Below are 17,014 nucleotides of genomic sequence, written 5' to 3' on the forward strand. Positions count from 1 at the left end.
TCATAAAAAAGCGAATACCCCCAGTCTATTCGCTTTTCTTTAACAGGCTTGAAAATTAGTCCTCAGGATATTCAAAACGGTAACCCACCCCGTACACCGCCTGAATCCACTCATGACGGTTACCGGTTTCCGCAGCATCCGAAATTTTACGGCGCAGGTTTTTGATATGACTGTCAATCACCCGGTCTGCGACATCAAAACTGTCCGGATTAATATGATCCAGCAACTGTGCGCGTGAATAGACCTGACCGACATGTTCCAGGAACAGTTCCAGTAAACGAAACTCGGTTGGGGTCAGATTCAAGGCTTTTTGCTGGTACCAGATACGCTGCTGTGATTTATCCATACGGAACAGGTCATTACTTTCCGGCTCCACCTTACGGTCCAGACGGCGAAGTACAGCCTGTACACGCGCCACGAGTTCTTTCGGGCTAAATGGCTTACAGATATAGTCATCTGCGCCCATATTCAGGCCCAGTACCCGGTCAATTTCTTCAGTCCGCGCGGTCACCATAATAATAGGCAGATCCGATTGCTCACGCACCTTACGACAAATCGTCAGGCCATCCATACGCGGCACCATCAGATCCAGAATCATCAGGTTGGGTTTACGCTGGATAAAACTGTTATATGCTTCCTGTCCATCATGAAACATACTGACCTCAAAACCAGTAGCTTCCAGATAGTCTCGCACCAGCTGTGCAAGTTCGATTTCATCTTCAACCAGCATGATATGTTTCATGAATTTATTTCCTTTAAGATTTCATTTGTTTAGGAAAGCTGAGCTTGCAGCGCAAACCACCCAGCGGTGAATGTGCAAAGCTAAGGCTGCCGCCCATTGCTTGAGTAATTTTACATGATAGCGCCAGACCGAGCCCTGTTCCGCCAGTGGCCCGGGTACGCGAATCATCAACCCGATAGAAACGCTCTCCAATCCGGGCCAGTTGCTCATCTGTCAGACCAAATGGACTGTCATCAATATATAAAGTCCACGAGCTGTCATCCTGCTCCGTATGGATATGCACCTGCCCACCGGCTTCAGTATAGCGAATACTGTTACTGAGCAGATTGCCCACAATCTGTTTAAAGCGATCCAAATCCAGTTCCAGTTCTGCCCCCTCGCCTTCGACAGTCACACTCAGCTTGGCCTGTTCAAATTTTGGCTGGAAGCTCATCAGTTCCTGCTGTACCACTTCCCAAGGATTGACCGTGGCACAATAAAATTGCAACTGCTGTGAATCAGCCTGTGCCAGAGCAGCCAGATCTTGAGTCAGCTTTTTCAGGCTCGTCACCTGACCTAGCATCGAGGCAAAATGTTCCGGTGTTGGTTTACGGATTCCATCCTGCATGGCTTCAATCTGAGCCTGCAAGACCGCAAGCGGTGTTTTCAGCTCATGCGAGGTATCTGCCACCCATTGACGGCGCGATGTTTCATGCTGATCCAGAATCACTGCTAACTGGTTCAATTCACTGGATAAATCACCGAGTTCATCATTACGTTTTACTTTGACCTGATGCTGATAATTACCTCGGGTCAGTTCACGGGTACCATTAAGTAAACGCTGGATCGGTTTTTTAAAATAAGTCGCCAACAACAACGCTGCAATCAGACTGGCAAGAATACTTAAACCATAAACCAAAAATAGGTAACGCTTCTGATTACTAAAGAAATTAATACTTAAAGCATCATCCTGATCTAAAACCGGCTTTAAGCCCAAATAACCTACAATCTGCTTATTTACCATAATCGGACGATAGGAAATCTGCTCATCTGAAGCTTCTCCCACCACAAAACGGCGCTTTGCATCATAAAGAGACAGACGCGAACTGAGTCCCAGACGGTCCGGCATTTGAATGAACTGTTTCTTGCCTGCTGGCCGCCCTGCCGATTGCTCCCCCTTATTTTTATGATCGGTTCGGAACGCGCCTTGATTCGAGCTGAGTGGAAATCTCAAACCTTCAAAGGGCTGAAATTGAGAAGGCATATTTGAGGCCAGTATGCGCAATTCTTCCTGATTGACGGGTCGCGGTGCCAAGCTGGGCTCAACCATACTGGACGGCGTAACACTGGCCAGAGTCTGTTCCTGAAAATAACGCTGCTGCAAGGCAATATCATATTGGCGACGTAACCACCAGCGTGATAAGCGGTCATAATCATCTGGCGCTGCTTCCCCTTCAATTTGCAGAATCTGTGCCTGAATGGCATTGCCCCAGTCCTGATAAACCATATAAACGTCTGCAAGGTTTTCAATCACATGATCCAGTTTCTGCATTTCCACATCCGCCACATAGCGGGTGAAGTTCCGTTGCATATTCAGATGCAATACGCCCAGACTCACCGTCGTGATGAGCAGCGTCGTCAACAGCACAGTTAAAAACAGGCGTAAGGCAATCGGAATACGACGAATTTTCAAAGCAAGAATCTCGATTTTTCTTCTGTATTCATCATTGTAACGAACACGGGATTAAAAAACCCTCCATTGTTTCTTCATCTTTATTATTTAATCTTTAAACATTCTAAAAAATCAGCTTCTAATAAATGGGGTAGCGAGATGAAAGCAATGACAAAAGTAGGTTTAATCGGTGCCAGCATTGTGTCTATGAGCTTACTCAGCGCCTGTCAATCGACCAGCCAGGTGCCAGACAGCAAAGAACATCCACACATGATGAAACATCATGAGCATCATGCAGCTAAAAAAGCCCATCAGCTTTCTCCTGAGCAGCGCGAACACTACCAGGCCATGCGCACCGAACGGATGCAGCTGGGCAAACAGATGCAGCAGGCTTGTGAGGGTAAGACCATTGGCAGCACAGTACAAGTGAAAGCCGGCGATAAAACTATTGAAGGCCAGTGTAATATCTTTTTTAAGGCTGACCGCAAAGAGATGAAACAACGTGGTGAATTCCGTGGTATGCGCGGTGAACACCGCCCGATGCAGGGGAATTTCCGTGGCGGTATGAACGGCGCTGACGTATTAACCGATACAAAACGTGCCGAACTGGTCAAACAGTACGATCAATATCTGGCAGAACGCCAGGCTTTACAGACTGCTTTTGCTCGGGCCTGTCAGGGCCAAGCCCCAGGCAAGGCGGTACAGGTTAAAATCGCTGACCAAACCATTAATGGTCAGTGTATGGTGCGCTTTCAACCCAAAGCACCTGTAGCAACGGCTGCATCTCAATAAAAACATGATTCACTAATCAGGCACCTCCGGGTGCTTTTTTATTGGCTGGCATTATTATGCGTTGACCTTTCTTGCCTCATAAAAACTTACAAAAAGTCTTTACCCTCAATACTTTTGATCATTGATATATACTAATCTTTGACTTTACAGTCACCAAGAAATTCCCTTGAAATGCTTGTACCGCGAGGGAAGATGTTGCAGGATTAGACTCATGCCGATACGTGTCAATGAAGATACGTTGTATTTAATTTAGGATTATAACGCTGGTTAAACCAGTATTGAGGAAACCGATATGCCACAATACAAAGCGCCTTTACGTGATATGCAGTTCGTATTGCATGAACTATTAAATGCTGAAGAACACTATGCAAAACTTCCAGCATTCCAGGACAACGTAAGCCGTGAGTTGGTTGATCAGTATTTAGAAGCTGCGGCTGACTTCTGTGAAAATGAATTATCACCTTTAAACCAAGTGGGTGACCGCGAAGGCTGTAGCTGGAACGACGGTGTAGTAACGACCCCGACCGGTTTTAAAGAAGCGTATCAAAAATATATCGAGTTAGGCTTCCCTTCTCTTTCTGCCGAAGAACAATATGGCGGCCAAGGCTTGCCAAACTCCCTGGGTATCAGTATTTCTGAAATGGTCGGTACAGCGAACTGGGCATGGGGCATGTACCCTGGCCTGTCTCACGGTGCGGTCCGTACTCTGGAACACCATGGTTCAGACGAACAAAAGAATACCTATCTGCCTAAACTGGTTTCAGGTGAGTGGACAGGAACCATGTGTCTGACCGAATCTCATGCAGGTTCTGATTTAGGTATTATCCGTACCAAAGCTGAACCTCAAGCAGATGGTAGCTATGCAATTTCTGGCGAGAAAATCTTTATCTCTGCTGGTGAGCATGACATGGCTGAGAACATCATCCATATCGTACTGGCTCGTCTTCCTGGCGCACCTAAAGGCACCAAAGGTATCTCGCTGTTTATCGTACCGAAATTCAGTCTCAATGCGGATGGCAGCATAGGCGATCGTAATGGCGTACGTTGTGGTTCCATCGAACATAAAATGGGTATTCATGGCAATGCAACCTGTGTGATCAACTTTGATAATGCCAAAGGCTTCCTGATTGGTCCTGAAAACCGCGGTCTGAACTGCATGTTCACTTTCATGAATACAGCGCGTATCGGTACAGCCATACAAGGCGTTTCGGCTTCTGAAGGTTCTTTCCAAGGCGCACTTGCGTATGCAAAAGACCGTCTAGCGATGCGCTCACTTTCTGGCCCTAAAGCACCTGAAAAAGAGGCAGATCCAATTATCGTACATCCGGCTGTACGTAACATGCTGTTCACGCAAAAGGCATTTGCTGAAGGTGGTCGTGCGCTGGTTTACCTGCTGGCTCAATATGCTGATGTGGTTGAACACGGCACTGAAGAAGCTGACCGTAAGTTTGCCGACAACATCTTGTCACTTCTGACGCCAATTGCGAAAGCGTTCCTGACTGAAACCGGTTCAGAAGCAGCAAAACATGGCGTACAGGTCTTCGGTGGTCACGGCTTTATTTCTGAGCATGGCATGGAGCAGATCGTACGTGATACACGTATTGCCTGCCTGTACGAAGGTACAACTGAAATTCAGGCACTTGACCTGTTAGGCCGTAAAGTTTTGGGTACTCAAGGTGCAATGTTGAAAGACTTCACCAAGATCATCCACAAATTTACCGAAGCCAACAAAGACAACAGTGCACTGACCGAGTTTATTGAACCGCTTGCGGCATTAAACAAAGAATGGGGTGACTTAACGATGCAAATCGGTATGCGCGCCATGCAAAACCCTGAAGAAGTGGGTGCAGCAGCAGTCGATTACCTGTACTTCTCGGGTTATGTAACGCTGGCTTACCTATGGGCACGTATGGCACTGGTTGCGCAGGAAACTCTGGCTGCTGGTACGACAGAAGTTGATTTCTACAATGCCAAAATCACGACTGCCCGCTTCTACTTCAAGAAGATTCTGCCACGCGTTCGTTCACATGTAGATGTGATCGCAACTGGTGTAGAGCCACTGATGGCTTTAGATGCAGAACACTTTGCATTTTAAAGTAATATCTAGCCGATATTAAAAAAGCTGTACTCATGAGTACAGAAATAGCGAAAGGACGGTCATAGCTTTGGCGGTCCTTTTTCTTTATAAAGGATCAACATTTAAATAATTGTTCTCTAAAAACTTGTGCTTTCAAGCTTTAGAAACAACCTACCGAATTGAAAAATAAACAGGTGACACTATGCCAATTTATAACGCGCCGCTTGCTGATATGAAGTTCATCTTAAATGATGTGTTTAATGCAGAACAATTCTGGCAAGCCAATGAAAATCTTGCCCATGTCGATGCAGCAACCGCTGAAGCCATTCTGGAAGAAATGGCAAAGTTTGCGCAAAACGTGATGCTGCCACTGAACCGTAGCGGGGATGAAGAAGGCGCGAAATATGAAAATGGCAATGTGACCACCCCTGCCGGCTTTAAAGAGGCTTTTAAACAGTATGCAGAAGGTGGCTGGATTGGCTTAGGGGCTGATGCTGAATGGGGCGGTCAGGAAATGCCGAAAATGCTGACCGTACTTTCTGATGAAATGCTGTTTGCGACCAACCCGTCTTTCATGCTGTATCCGCTGCTTTCTGTCGGTGCAGGTATGGCCTTAAACAGCTACGGCTCTCAAGCCCAGAAAGAAACCTATCTGCCTAAGATTTATTCAGGCGAATGGTCAGGCACCATGTGCCTAACTGAACCGCATGCAGGTACAGATTTGGGAATTATTAAAACCAAAGCTGAACGCAATGAAGATGGCAGTTATAACATTACTGGGACCAAAATTTTCATTACTGGCGGTGACCATGACCTGGCGGAAAACATTATCCACCTCGTATTGGCAAAAACACCGGATGCACCTGCAGGTTCACGCGGTATTTCTCTGTTCATCGTGCCAAAATTCCTGGTCAATAAAGATGGTACCTTAGCTGAACGCAATCCGGTCGGTCCAGGTTCAATCGAACACAAGATGGGGATTAAAGCGTCTGCGACCTGCGTGATGAACTTTGACGGTGCCAAAGGCTATCTGGTCGGCAAAGAAAATGAAGGCCTGGCTGCCATGTTCGTCATGATGAACTATGAACGTCTGTCCATGGGCATTCAGGGTCTGGGCGCTTCTGAATTTGCTTATCAAAATGCGGCCCAATATGCCACAGACCGCCTGCAAGGCCGCAGCGCATCTGGTGCACAATCTCCAAGCAAACCGGCTGACAGTATTCTGGTACATGGTGATGTACGCCGTATGCTGCTGAATGCACGTGCCAACAATGAAGCTTCACGTGCATTCGCGGTATATGTAGGTCAACAGCTGGACATTACCAAGTTCTCGACCGATCCGGAAGCTGTGAAAAAGGCCAATGACCGTGTTGCGCTATTAACACCAATCGCAAAAGCATATCTGACGGATACTGCTTTCCAGGCCACGCTCGATGCACAGATGGTCTTCGGTGGTCATGGCTATATTCGAGAATGGGGCATGGAACAATGTATCCGTGACCTGCGTATTGCGCAAATTTATGAGGGCACCAATGGCGTTCAGTCTCAAGATTTAATTGGCCGTAAAACCATTAAGTGTAACGGTGAATTCATTGCAGAGTATATTCAGGAAATCCGTGACTTTACCAATGGTTTAGATGCGGATCTTAATTTTATTAAAGATGCCACACTGGATGCAGCGACTGAAGTTGAATCTGTGACCCACTATGTTTTAGCAGCTGCGCGTGAAAATACCGAATTTTCTAACTCCGCTGCTGTGGATTACCTGCACGCTGTTGGCTTGCTGAGCTTCGCTTATATGTTTGCCCGTATTGCCAATGCCGCCAAAGATAAACAGGGCGAGTTCTACCAGAATAAACTTGCACTGGCACATTATTTTGCACAACGCATTCTGCCGGAACTGGCATTACGCATTACCAAAGTAAAAACCGGTGCCGATATCATCATGAATTTCTCTGAAGATTATTTCACAACCCAAGCTTAAAAGAGCACTTAAAAAACGCCTGCATCTGCAGGCGTTTTTTTATGATTAAACTTTCTGAATTAAAATGGTATCTGGCTGCTGCTGAGTTTTACGATTAAGATGTTTGCTCACAATTTTAATTTCCCCATCCGATTCCAGGGACTCACACAATTCCAGCACCTTCTGCATCTCATCCGCTTTGATGCCTGTGCCAAGAATGAGTTTTTTACCTGCTGCAAGTTGACTAATTTTTGTTTGAATTTTATCTAGCACTTTTTTCTCCTATTTATTCAAGATACCGCTCCTACACTATAGCAATTTAGTTTAAAAAAAGCGCAAAAGTTCAAATAATTTTTTATTCAGTTCCTCTATTTTTGTGCATGCTCTGTGTTTGCTATTTTTTGCCTCATCTTTACTTTCTATACGCCAATCGAAGGAAAGATGAAATTACTCAGTCACGCGAATCAATGCCCGGCCTCCCAGCCAGTTGGCTCCTCGGCTTAGGCGAGCTTTGATTTTATTGATGCAAGATCAAATTTAAAAAAGAATTTTTATATCCGACTTAACTCTGAGCTTTTAATTTGTCCCTCTACTTTCCTCTTCAATCAAGAGGAATTTCAGCTTAGCGATTGGGTACCAGCACATAGCGCCCATTTTCATAAATCCAGTAAGTTCCCGCAGGAGGTGCCGGCAGTCCCAAACGCTGCCAATCCGTGATCAGGGTATAATTGGAGCTTTCAATTCGGGCCACATTCGGGTCGCCATTGACCCAGCGATAACTATTATTATTCTGATAGATGGTGGTCGGTGCCTGATAACGGATATTCAGGCCACTTTGGTTGTGGGCTGGCGGATAGCCCCAGTGCGGCGGACGTTGCGGATTGTGCGCATTCGGTGGCATAGGTCTATGTGAATGGTGCGGATAATCTGGACGTGACGAAGGATGGTAGGGCTTGTTATATCGATCACTGCTGCCATAACCGGTCCAGGCATTTCCGGCAATAGACAGGCTAGACATAGTAGAACACAGACCTGCCAATACAGCGCTAAATAGAACTTTGTGCATGTACATTTCCCCCGACACCCTCTTGTTTACATTTTAAACAAAAGATCGGGAGAAAATATGAATATTCCGGATTTTTCTACAGTTTTTTGTAAGGCTTCGCGCCTGGCCTCGATTCAATCTGGAGCTTTTCTCAGTGGGGTGTCTGGGTTATGCTAGAATCCATTTTTTAATGGTTTCGAGTTAAATACTGTGTCTGACTTAAGTTTCGATCGTTTGTATGAATATTTTTGTAAGGTCCCGAGTGTTCAAAAAGAACTGATTGATAGTTATGGCACGGATGGCCAACAGGCCTGGTGGTTTAAGTTTCAGATCAATGTCGATCATCCTTTGGCATGGCAAACAGTCCAGGAACTGGGGCATGTCCTGAACTATATTTCCAAAAACGAGCGCTTGCCGACCCAGTTTCTTCCGGTTTCCCCGCCCCCTTATATGAATGGTGTGGCTAAAGATTTTTTGTCATGGGTGATCCAGTGTAATCATGCTGACTTTCCACCCGATGTGGTGTGTGACTGGCTTGAAGCACGTTTGCCCAATCCGGTAGAGAATGAAGAGCAATGGAAGATTAAAACTGATATTAAAGAACTCGATATGATGTCAGATAAAGATTTGGATCAGCTGATTCCGCCAAATCCGGAAAACTAATCTCTTCCTCCTAGCCTTCCCCCTTTCAGGAGAGGGCTAGGAGAAAGCATCAAAATGTCGACCAGCCACTCCACTCCATAAAGCGATACAGCCAGTATTTCAACCCTGAATCATCTGCATATTGCGAATAATCCACACTCTCCTGACGGCCATCCAGATTGAACCAGGCTGTATTAAAGTATTGCAGGGCCTCTTGGAAAACTGCTGCGTCTTTTTGTCCCAGCACACGTATATTGGTTTCCAGATTATAGTTTTTCAGATTACGCGCGGTGAAATTGGCAGAACCCAAAATCATTTCAGCCTGCTGGATATTGGATTTGATTAAAATCTTGCTATGACATTGCTCACCTTGTGTATTGCACCAGCGTACATTGATTCCTGCCTTATGCAGTTCCGAAGCCACCTGACGGTTGGGAATGCCATTTTTTTCACGGCCAAAAGCATCTTTGTTGGGATCCAGCAATACACGCAATTTGACCCCGCGCTCATGAGCAGCGATCAAACTCTTAATGATCTTGCGCTCAGACAGATAGAACATTGCCAGGTCAAGCTGATCATCGGCTTTAGCAGTCTGAATCTGGTTTAAAACGGCATCATAAATTGCCTTTTCAGTCAGCACCTGCACCTGTGGCTGGGTCTTATCAGCTTCAAATTCTCCTGCTATAACCGCAGGCATACTGGCCTTCGACATCATGCCAACCGTTTGCTCGGTAGCCAGAATATCCAGCGCAGGCCGCCCCCAAACCAGCAAGCCGATATTGGAATGTTTTGAACTGCCATCATGCGGATTCATCGAAGTGACTAAAGCTTTCCAGCCCTGATCTGTATCTACCACCAGGGTTTTGCGATGATTGGCCTTAAAATTAAACAGGTCAAAATAACTGCGCAGGGTAATTTTTTCTGTTCCAAACGGATTCGGCAACCAGCCTTTGTCCGGATTATTGCCGACCCCCTGGCAACATAAGTACCAGAAGCCTGACCAGCTTGGATTTGAAGCCCTTAACGGAGTCAGATCCGTTTCAATGACATCGACTCCCTGCTGGCGCAGCTGACGGTAGTGGTCAGCCGACACGCCGCCATAGACCGTATTAATCGGATCGGTAATAAACCTGATTTCGACTTCAGGATGTAATAGCCGCTTATTCACCAGGGCCTGAGTCAGCTCGGTACTGAGCGCCTGATGCTGCTCTTTGGACATACCAGTTTGCTGATTAAAAAGAAACATATCCAGTACGATCAGGGATTTGGCTTCTTCAATCATCTTCAGCATTTCATTGAAAATCTGCTGATCCAGATGCTGCTTGCCCTGGGCATCCAGATAGGTCTGATCCGCCAGAAACTTCACTTCAGCATGGCGCAGCTTGCCCGTATAGTTAAGCCCTGCTGGCAAGGGTTTATAGCTTTGATAAATCGCTGATGCCAGATAGCCGACGGCTATAATACCCAGAATAAGTACCGCATAACGGCGATTTGACCAGTTGAGTTTATTGTGAATTCGCTGAAAGATACGCATAAGAAAGAACCTAACCTAATCTGCTCAGGCTAGGTTTAATCGGATGATTTTTCAAGTGGATTTCAGTGACAGCTCTTTGATTCGAACTCTCATTTTATCAATACTGCTAGAAATCGTACTGAACGCCGACGCTAAAGTTACGTCCGACTTGAGGAAGATTGGACAGAAATGAACTATGGGAATAGACGTGATCATCCAGCAGATTATTGGCTTTAAAATACACGCGATAGGCATTCTGATTGGCAAGTGTATGGTGATAACTTAACCCCAGATTAAGCATATTGTAGCCCGGTGTTTCATCTTCATCGCTTGCCACCTTATTCTGATCAAACACATGATAATATTCAGCCAGACCTGACCAGCCATCAGCAAAATCGGCTTCCACTTGGGTGCCTAGCCGACCTGCTGGTACACGTGGCGCATCCTCCCCTTCAATCTTGCCACGTACATAGTCACCAAATACGCTCAGCTTATAGCGTTCATTGATCTGATAACCCGCTTGTGCTTCTGTTCCATAAAATCTGGCTTTAGCCTGAGTATACTGAATTCCTTTTAAATTCCCCTGTCGTGCCACTGTTGCTCCATAAATATAATCATCAAACCAGTTATGATAAATATGCACCTGATAGTCCAGCTGATCCCCTTGATAATACAGGCCAAGCTCCAGATTATTTGAGCTTTCTTTTTCCAGATCAGGCTGACCGACTTCATAGCTATTGGTCGCAAAATGCAATCCGTCTGCATACAGCTCCTGAGCCAGCGGCAAACGCTGCTGATGTGAACCCACTAAAGAGAGCTTATAGTGGGGTTTAAATTCCCAGTGGGCAGCTGCCGAAGCAGACAGCCCGGTGCCCGAATAATCTTTCTGCTCAGAATCAACCTTGACTTTTTGATGGTCTATACGTGCGCCCAGTTCCAGCTGTACATCGCCGAGCTGTTTATGCTCAAGTGCAAATACGCTCCATTTTTGGGTGCGGGTATCTGCCATCAGTACATTATGATTATGATCTGTCTGGTCATTATGGCCATGTGACTCGGGTGCAGATAAATCAATATCCTGCCTTGAGAACTGGCCTCCAATCACCCCTTCCCAACCAGCAACCGGAACATGCACCAGCTCTAAACGACCATCGTAGCCTTTGCTTTTGAAATTACTAATGACTGCATTTTCTTCCAGCTCATCATGCTCATAATCGGTAAAACTGGCATGCGCACGTAACTTGTCAAAACCGGCAAAAGGCTGTTCCAGTTCAGTTCGCAGATCATAACGCTCAGAGTTCAAGTCGACCCATGGTCCGGCGGCATGATCATGATCATTCTGTTTAGAAGCTGGGCAATAAAAATGATCGCCTTGAATTTCACAGTCATGATATTCATGACTATGTCCTGGCAAACCATATTGATCCTGACGGTTGCTATAAGACATCCCGACAAAACCACGGTCATGAACCCATGAGCCACCAACATTGACCGTTTGTCCTTCAGCAAAAGTATTGCCAACCCGACGTTCTTTTTCTAATTCGCCCGCATGCTCATGGAAATAATCCGGAGCAATATAGTCATGGGCTTGATGTTGAGATCCTTCTACATGTAACGCAAACTTTTCCCCCACTGCCGCAGTGACTCCGACACTGGCCAGCTTTTCATCACTGCCCGAGTTATAACGCAAGCCCGCGGTGCCCTCCAGACCATTTTCAGGCAGCTGGGTGGGAATTTTCTGATCCCTGACATTGACCAGACCACCGACCGTACCGGCGCTATATAACAGTGTAGATGGGCCACGTATCAGCTCAACCTGCTTGGCCAGAATCGGATCAACTGTCACGGCATGGTCAGGCGACAAGGTAGATACATCGGCGGTTTCGGAAGCGTGCTGCAATACTTTGACCCGTGGCCCATCCTGCCCGCGAATCACCGGGCGACTCGCGCCACTCCCATACTGGTTAGAATATACGCCGAGCTCATCTGCCAGTGCATCTCCAATGCTGGTCGCACGCTCAGACAAGGCTTTCTGGTCCACAATATGATGTACCCCTGCAAAATCTGCTGCGGTCTGGTTCAAGGCAGGCGCTATCACCTGAATGGTCTCCAGCGTTTGCATTCGCGTAGATGATGTTTGTTCTGCCCATACACTCGGTGTCAGCACCGAAAAAATTGACAATGTTATTAAATTCTTGTGAAAAGACATGATCCCAGCTCAAATCGGCCATTTTTGATTTTGTTATATTATAACATATCAATTGATTTGCAATCTTTTACGATAAATAGCCGCTAAATTTATTACTATGGCACTTCATGATGTTTAAAAATTTTAGTCTGTATTTCAATTTATGCCCTTTACCTTATCTCATGCAGTACTTGCTCCACCCATTTCCTATCTGACCAGAAACCGGTTTCCTGTCGCTGCCCTGGCAATTGGCTGTATGGTACCGGATTTATATCGTCTCTTTAGTCAGGACAGTTCCAGCACCACACATTTATGGTCCTCGCTGATCTATCCTAACTTATGGATTGGCTTGGGCTTCTGTGCGCTGTGGTATTTCATTTATCGACCTGTGATTTACCGCCTGACTGGCATTCAGCATGAACTGAAAATGCACGATTTTTTTGCAGTATTTAAGTTTTTTGTCGGCATGTGTCTGGCCCTGATTGTGGGAACAGCCACCCATCTGGTCTGGGATGGTCTGACCCATGTCGATTTTCGTACTTTTGCTTTTCATGACTTTTTAAATCAGAAATTACTCATTTTTGGACACAGTTATCCTCTGCATCGCCTCCTGCAAATCGGTACTTCGTTTTTAGCACTGCCATTTCTGCTGTGGATGAGCTTGCATTATTATCAGACCCACCGGCAATATCTGGCGGTCAGTACCCGGATTAAAATAGCGGGCTCAGGGCTACTTGGCCTGTCCCTCATGACCGGTGGACTCTCGGTCTGGGATTATATGCGTTATATCCCCGCAGAAGTCTGGCAAGCTGATCTGTACTATTTTAGCGGCCGATCCATCAATGAATTTAGCCAAGGTTTTTTGATTGTTTTTAGTCTGGGTTGCTTGCTGTTTTTACTGCTGGACCGAAACCGGCGCATGGGCTGATGAACGTCCCTGCTTTTTGTTTATTCCCGCTTATTCACTTTAAAATGCGACTGTTTTTGTCCCAAGTTCTTGTGACTATATGTCCAAAGAGGCATAATCCTAGCTTTGTTTAAGGCGGTACGCTGTTTACGTATACGCTTCCTTAACCCATATAGTTGGATTTTTAACGCTATGATGCGAACTCATTACTGCGGTTCTTTAACCGAAGCTCAAATCGACCAAACTGTAACCTTGTGTGGCTGGATACATCGTCGCCGTGACCACGGTGGTGTGATTTTCCTGGACATGCGTGACCGTGACGGTCTGGTTCAAGTGGTTATCGACCCAGATACACCTGAAGCCTTTGCAACAGCAGATAAAGCCCGTTCTGAATTCGTATTAAAAATTACAGGCCGTGTACGTCGCCGTTATGCCGGTACTGAAAATGCCAACATGGTGAGCGGTCAAATCGAAGTTTTGGGTAAAGAAATTGAAGTTTTGGCTCAGTCTGAAACTCCACCCTTCCCGCTGAACGATGAAAACACCAATATTTCTGAAGAAATCCGTTTAAAATACCGTTTCCTCGATATCCGTCGTCCGGAAATGCTAGACCGTTTACGTTTCCGCTCTAAAGTAACCAACCTGATCCGTAACTATTTGGATGATCATGGTTTCTTAGACGTTGAAACTCCTATTCTGACCCGTGCCACCCCTGAAGGTGCACGTGACTATTTAGTCCCAAGCCGTGTATCCAATGGTAGCTTCTATGCACTGCCACAGTCCCCACAGCTGTTCAAACAGTTATTGATGGTGGGTGGTGTTGATCGTTACTACCAGATCGCAAAATGCTTCCGTGATGAAGACTTGCGTGCAGACCGTCAGCCAGAATTTACCCAGATCGACATTGAAACATCGTTCATGAGTGACGATGACATCATGGATTTGATGGAAGGCATGACTGTGAAGATGTTCGATGAACTTCTTGGCGTCAAATTCGACAAGTTCCAGCGTATGCCATATTCAGAAGCCATGCGTGACTATGCTTCTGACAAACCGGACCTTCGTATTCCTTTGAAACTCGTAGATGTTGCTGACCTGATGCAAGATGTAGAGTTCAAGGTATTTGCAGGCCCTGCTAAAGATCCTAAAGGCCGTATCGTGGCGCTTCGCGTACCGGGTGCAGGCGCTTTACCACGTAGCGCGATTGACGAATACACCAAATTTGTCGGCATCTACGGTGCAAGAGGTTTGGCTTATATTAAAGTCAACGAGCTTGAAAAAGGCATCGAAGGTCTTCAATCACCGATCGTAAAATTCATCGAGCCAATCGTGCTGGATCTGTTGAAACGCGTGGGCGCTGAAAATGGCGACATCGTATTCTTCGGTGCAGACAAAGCGAAGATCGTGAATGATGCCATGGGCGCACTTCGTGTGAAAATCGGTCATGACTTGAACCTTGCGACTTGTGAATGGGCACCGCTTTGGGTGGTGGACTTCCCAATGTTCGAAGAAACTGATGATGGCAAATGGACCTCTGTTCACCACCCGTTCACGCTGCCAAAATCAAGCGTTGAAGAGGTGAAGAACAATCCGGGTGAAGCCTTGTCTGTTGCTTACGATATGGTATTAAACGGTACTGAAATCGGCGGTGGTTCACTGCGTATCTATACTTTAGAAATGCAAAAAGCGATCTTTGAAGCGCTTGGCATTGATGAAGAAGAAGCCGAAGAGAAATTCAGCTTCCTGTTAAATGCGCTTAAATTCGGTGCACCTCCACATGGTGGTTTGGCATTTGGTTTAGATCGTTTAGTCATGCTGATGACTGGTGCATCTTCAATCCGTGATGTAATCGCATTCCCGAAAACCAAAACGGCTGAATGTCCACTGACTCAAGCACCAGCACCAGTTGAAGCAACTCAACTGCGTGACCTGGGTATTCGTTTACGTGAAAAACCAAAAGCTGAATCTCAAGAATAATTCTTGGCGATTTCAAGTAAAAGCCCTGCAATTGCAGGGCTTTTTTATTACATTGAGAACAGTTCCCAACAGTGGCATAATAGCCTCAGTTTCTATTTTTAGGTGATTTAGCAATGGCGATGCGTCCTGCTGTTCGTAATCGTAGTATTATGCTGATTGTATTTTCTGTGGTGCAATGGCTATTTATGCGCTATATCCTTGCAAATAACCTGTTCCAGTTAGATACCAATGAGCGTATTGTCTATTTCTGCTTAAGTAGCATCATTGGCGCTTTGTTTATTTTTATCGGCTTGATTTATATGGTATTGAAGGGTAATCCGGATAAAGAATCTTAATCAAATACTCTGGATGCCATGTACCTCTTACTCAAAAATTTCTCAAGACTCCCCCTCAGATTGATTCAAAATTTAGCTCGGCTGGCGGGTTCTCTTCTTTATCTGAGCAACTCCTCCGCACGTCGGGTGACCGAAATCAATCTGGCTTCTGCTTATCCTGAACTTTCTGAATCTGAACACGCTGATTTGACCCAGCGTAGCCTGAAAAGTCAGTGCATGACCTATGCAGAATCAATCAAGACTTGGGGTTCTGCACCGGAGTTTGCCCTTGAGCAGATCAAGGTCGTGCACGGGGAAAATATTTTTTTAGACGCGCTGAAAAACCCAAATGGAACTTTGGCCGTGGTTCCACATTTTGGTACCTGGGAACTTTTGAATGTCTGGGTGAATCAACATACCTCACCAGTCATTATGTACAAGCCCAGCAAGAATGAAGATATTGATCGTTTTATGCTGGAAGCTAGACAACGACTGAATGCGACTCTGGTTCCAACCGATGAAACAGGGGTTCGCGCCTTATTTAAACATTTAAAACAGGGCGGATTTGCTGCAATTTTACCGGATCATGTACCTAAAGAGTCTGGCGGAATTTACTCACCTTTCTTTGGACAAAATGCCTTGTCCTCCACTTTGCTGTCTAAACTGGCAGCTAAAACGCAATGCTCTGTGGTTGGACTCAGCTGTTTAAGACGTGAAGATTTATCTGGTTTTGAGGTGCATGTGCAGACTTTATCTGCAGAGATTAATGCCAAAGATTTGCAGCTTTCAGTCGATACGCTGAATAAAGAAATGGAGCGCATGATTAATGTCGCTCCAGAACAGTATTTGTGGGGGTATAAAAGATTTAGGAAGGTTAAAGGAGGTAAAAACATTTATCATGTTATTAGAATATAAAACCTACCTACTTTATAGATTTTGACTTTCAAGGTATTACATTTTATTGTAGAGAAACTAGGGCGTGTCCTCATTTGGCTTTGCACCAAATAAACATGCAAGCAATGTAGATCATAGACTGATAATTTCGTGCAAGCTTATCAAATCGGGTAGCAATAGCACGGAAATGTTTTAATCTCGCAAATGCATTTTCAACCAAATGTCTTAATTGATATAGATATTTATCAAACTCCTTATTCGACCTCTTACTATTTGATCTCATTGGAATAATGGGAATCATATCCTTAT

General features: G+C 45.5%; 15 protein-coding genes. 8 read left to right on the top strand and 7 right to left on the bottom strand.

From position 1 onward, the window contains the following. Positions 1–55: 55 nt before the first annotated feature. Together NI467_RS11165 and baeS are read right to left on the bottom strand one after the other, a co-directional pair. Complete coding sequence (locus NI467_RS11165; RefSeq protein WP_253152966.1) at positions 56–742, bottom strand: response regulator; 687 nt, start codon at positions 740–742, stop codon at positions 56–58. Positions 743–755: 13 nt separating this feature from the next. Beyond that, positions 756–2,414: a sensor histidine kinase efflux regulator BaeS gene (gene baeS, locus NI467_RS11170; protein ID WP_151204221.1), complete on the bottom strand. Its 1,659-nt coding sequence runs from the start codon at positions 2,412–2,414 to the stop codon at positions 756–758. 138 nt (positions 2,415–2,552) lie between these two features. Here baeS and NI467_RS11175 point away from each other — a divergent pair, with 138 nt between their 5' ends. From NI467_RS11175 to NI467_RS11185, 3 genes are all read left to right on the top strand, one after another. After that, on the top strand, positions 2,553–3,185 hold the full coding sequence (locus NI467_RS11175; RefSeq protein ID WP_174659354.1) for a hypothetical protein: 633 nt from the start codon (positions 2,553–2,555) through the stop codon (positions 3,183–3,185). Positions 3,186–3,477: 292 nt separating this feature from the next. Next, positions 3,478–5,280 (top strand): acyl-CoA dehydrogenase C-terminal domain-containing protein, encoded by a 1,803-nt coding sequence (locus NI467_RS11180; protein ID WP_151204223.1) that lies wholly within the window; start codon positions 3,478–3,480, stop codon positions 5,278–5,280. 184 nt (positions 5,281–5,464) lie between these two features. Continuing rightward, positions 5,465–7,246 (top strand): acyl-CoA dehydrogenase C-terminal domain-containing protein, encoded by a 1,782-nt coding sequence (locus NI467_RS11185; RefSeq protein ID WP_151204224.1) that lies wholly within the window; start codon positions 5,465–5,467, stop codon positions 7,244–7,246. 45 nt (positions 7,247–7,291) lie between these two features. Here NI467_RS11185 and NI467_RS11190 read toward each other — a convergent pair whose 3' ends face one another. Then, positions 7,292–7,498: a hypothetical protein gene (locus NI467_RS11190; protein WP_151204225.1), complete on the bottom strand. Its 207-nt coding sequence runs from the start codon at positions 7,496–7,498 to the stop codon at positions 7,292–7,294. Positions 7,499–7,847: 349 nt separating this feature from the next. Next, entirely contained in the window at positions 7,848–8,291 is a 444-nt protein-coding gene (locus NI467_RS11195) for an RcnB family protein (protein ID WP_253152973.1), read from the bottom strand. Between the two features lie 189 nt (positions 8,292–8,480). Between NI467_RS11195 and NI467_RS11200 the strand changes: the two genes are divergently transcribed. Further along, positions 8,481–8,933 (top strand): hypothetical protein, encoded by a 453-nt coding sequence (locus NI467_RS11200; protein WP_174659351.1) that lies wholly within the window; start codon positions 8,481–8,483, stop codon positions 8,931–8,933. A 49-nt stretch (positions 8,934–8,982) separates the two neighbouring features. Here NI467_RS11200 and NI467_RS11205 read toward each other — a convergent pair whose 3' ends face one another. Together NI467_RS11205 and znuD are read right to left on the bottom strand one after the other, a co-directional pair. Then, positions 8,983–10,446: a phospholipase D family protein gene (locus NI467_RS11205; RefSeq protein ID WP_151204228.1), complete on the bottom strand. Its 1,464-nt coding sequence runs from the start codon at positions 10,444–10,446 to the stop codon at positions 8,983–8,985. Positions 10,447–10,552: 106 nt separating this feature from the next. Further along, positions 10,553–12,634: a zinc piracy TonB-dependent receptor ZnuD gene (gene znuD / locus NI467_RS11210; protein WP_253152975.1), complete on the bottom strand. Its 2,082-nt coding sequence runs from the start codon at positions 12,632–12,634 to the stop codon at positions 10,553–10,555. Between the two features lie 142 nt (positions 12,635–12,776). Here znuD and NI467_RS11215 point away from each other — a divergent pair, with 142 nt between their 5' ends. From NI467_RS11215 to NI467_RS11230, 4 genes are all read left to right on the top strand, one after another. Beyond that, entirely contained in the window at positions 12,777–13,541 is a 765-nt protein-coding gene (locus NI467_RS11215; RefSeq protein WP_174659348.1) for a DUF4184 family protein, read from the top strand. A gap of 171 nt (positions 13,542–13,712) precedes the next feature. After that, positions 13,713–15,497 carry an aspartate--tRNA ligase gene (gene aspS, locus NI467_RS11220; protein ID WP_151205067.1) on the top strand — a complete coding sequence of 595 codons (1,785 nt, stop codon included), beginning with the start codon at positions 13,713–13,715 and terminating at the stop codon, positions 15,495–15,497. Positions 15,498–15,610: 113 nt separating this feature from the next. Then, complete coding sequence (locus NI467_RS11225; protein ID WP_151205068.1) at positions 15,611–15,832, top strand: hypothetical protein; 222 nt, start codon at positions 15,611–15,613, stop codon at positions 15,830–15,832. An 18-nt stretch (positions 15,833–15,850) separates the two neighbouring features. After that, on the top strand, positions 15,851–16,726 hold the full coding sequence (locus tag NI467_RS11230) for a lysophospholipid acyltransferase family protein (RefSeq protein ID WP_174659347.1): 876 nt from the start codon (positions 15,851–15,853) through the stop codon (positions 16,724–16,726). Between the two features lie 70 nt (positions 16,727–16,796). Here NI467_RS11230 and NI467_RS11235 read toward each other — a convergent pair. Continuing rightward, a partial coding sequence (locus NI467_RS11235) for a transposase (protein ID WP_253152977.1) occupies positions 16,797–17,014 on the bottom strand: 218 nt, incomplete at its 5' end.

Origin of the sequence: Acinetobacter sp. S4397-1, assembly GCF_024129285.1 — a bacterium.
Lineage (GTDB): Bacteria > Pseudomonadota > Gammaproteobacteria > Pseudomonadales > Moraxellaceae > Acinetobacter > Acinetobacter lwoffii_C.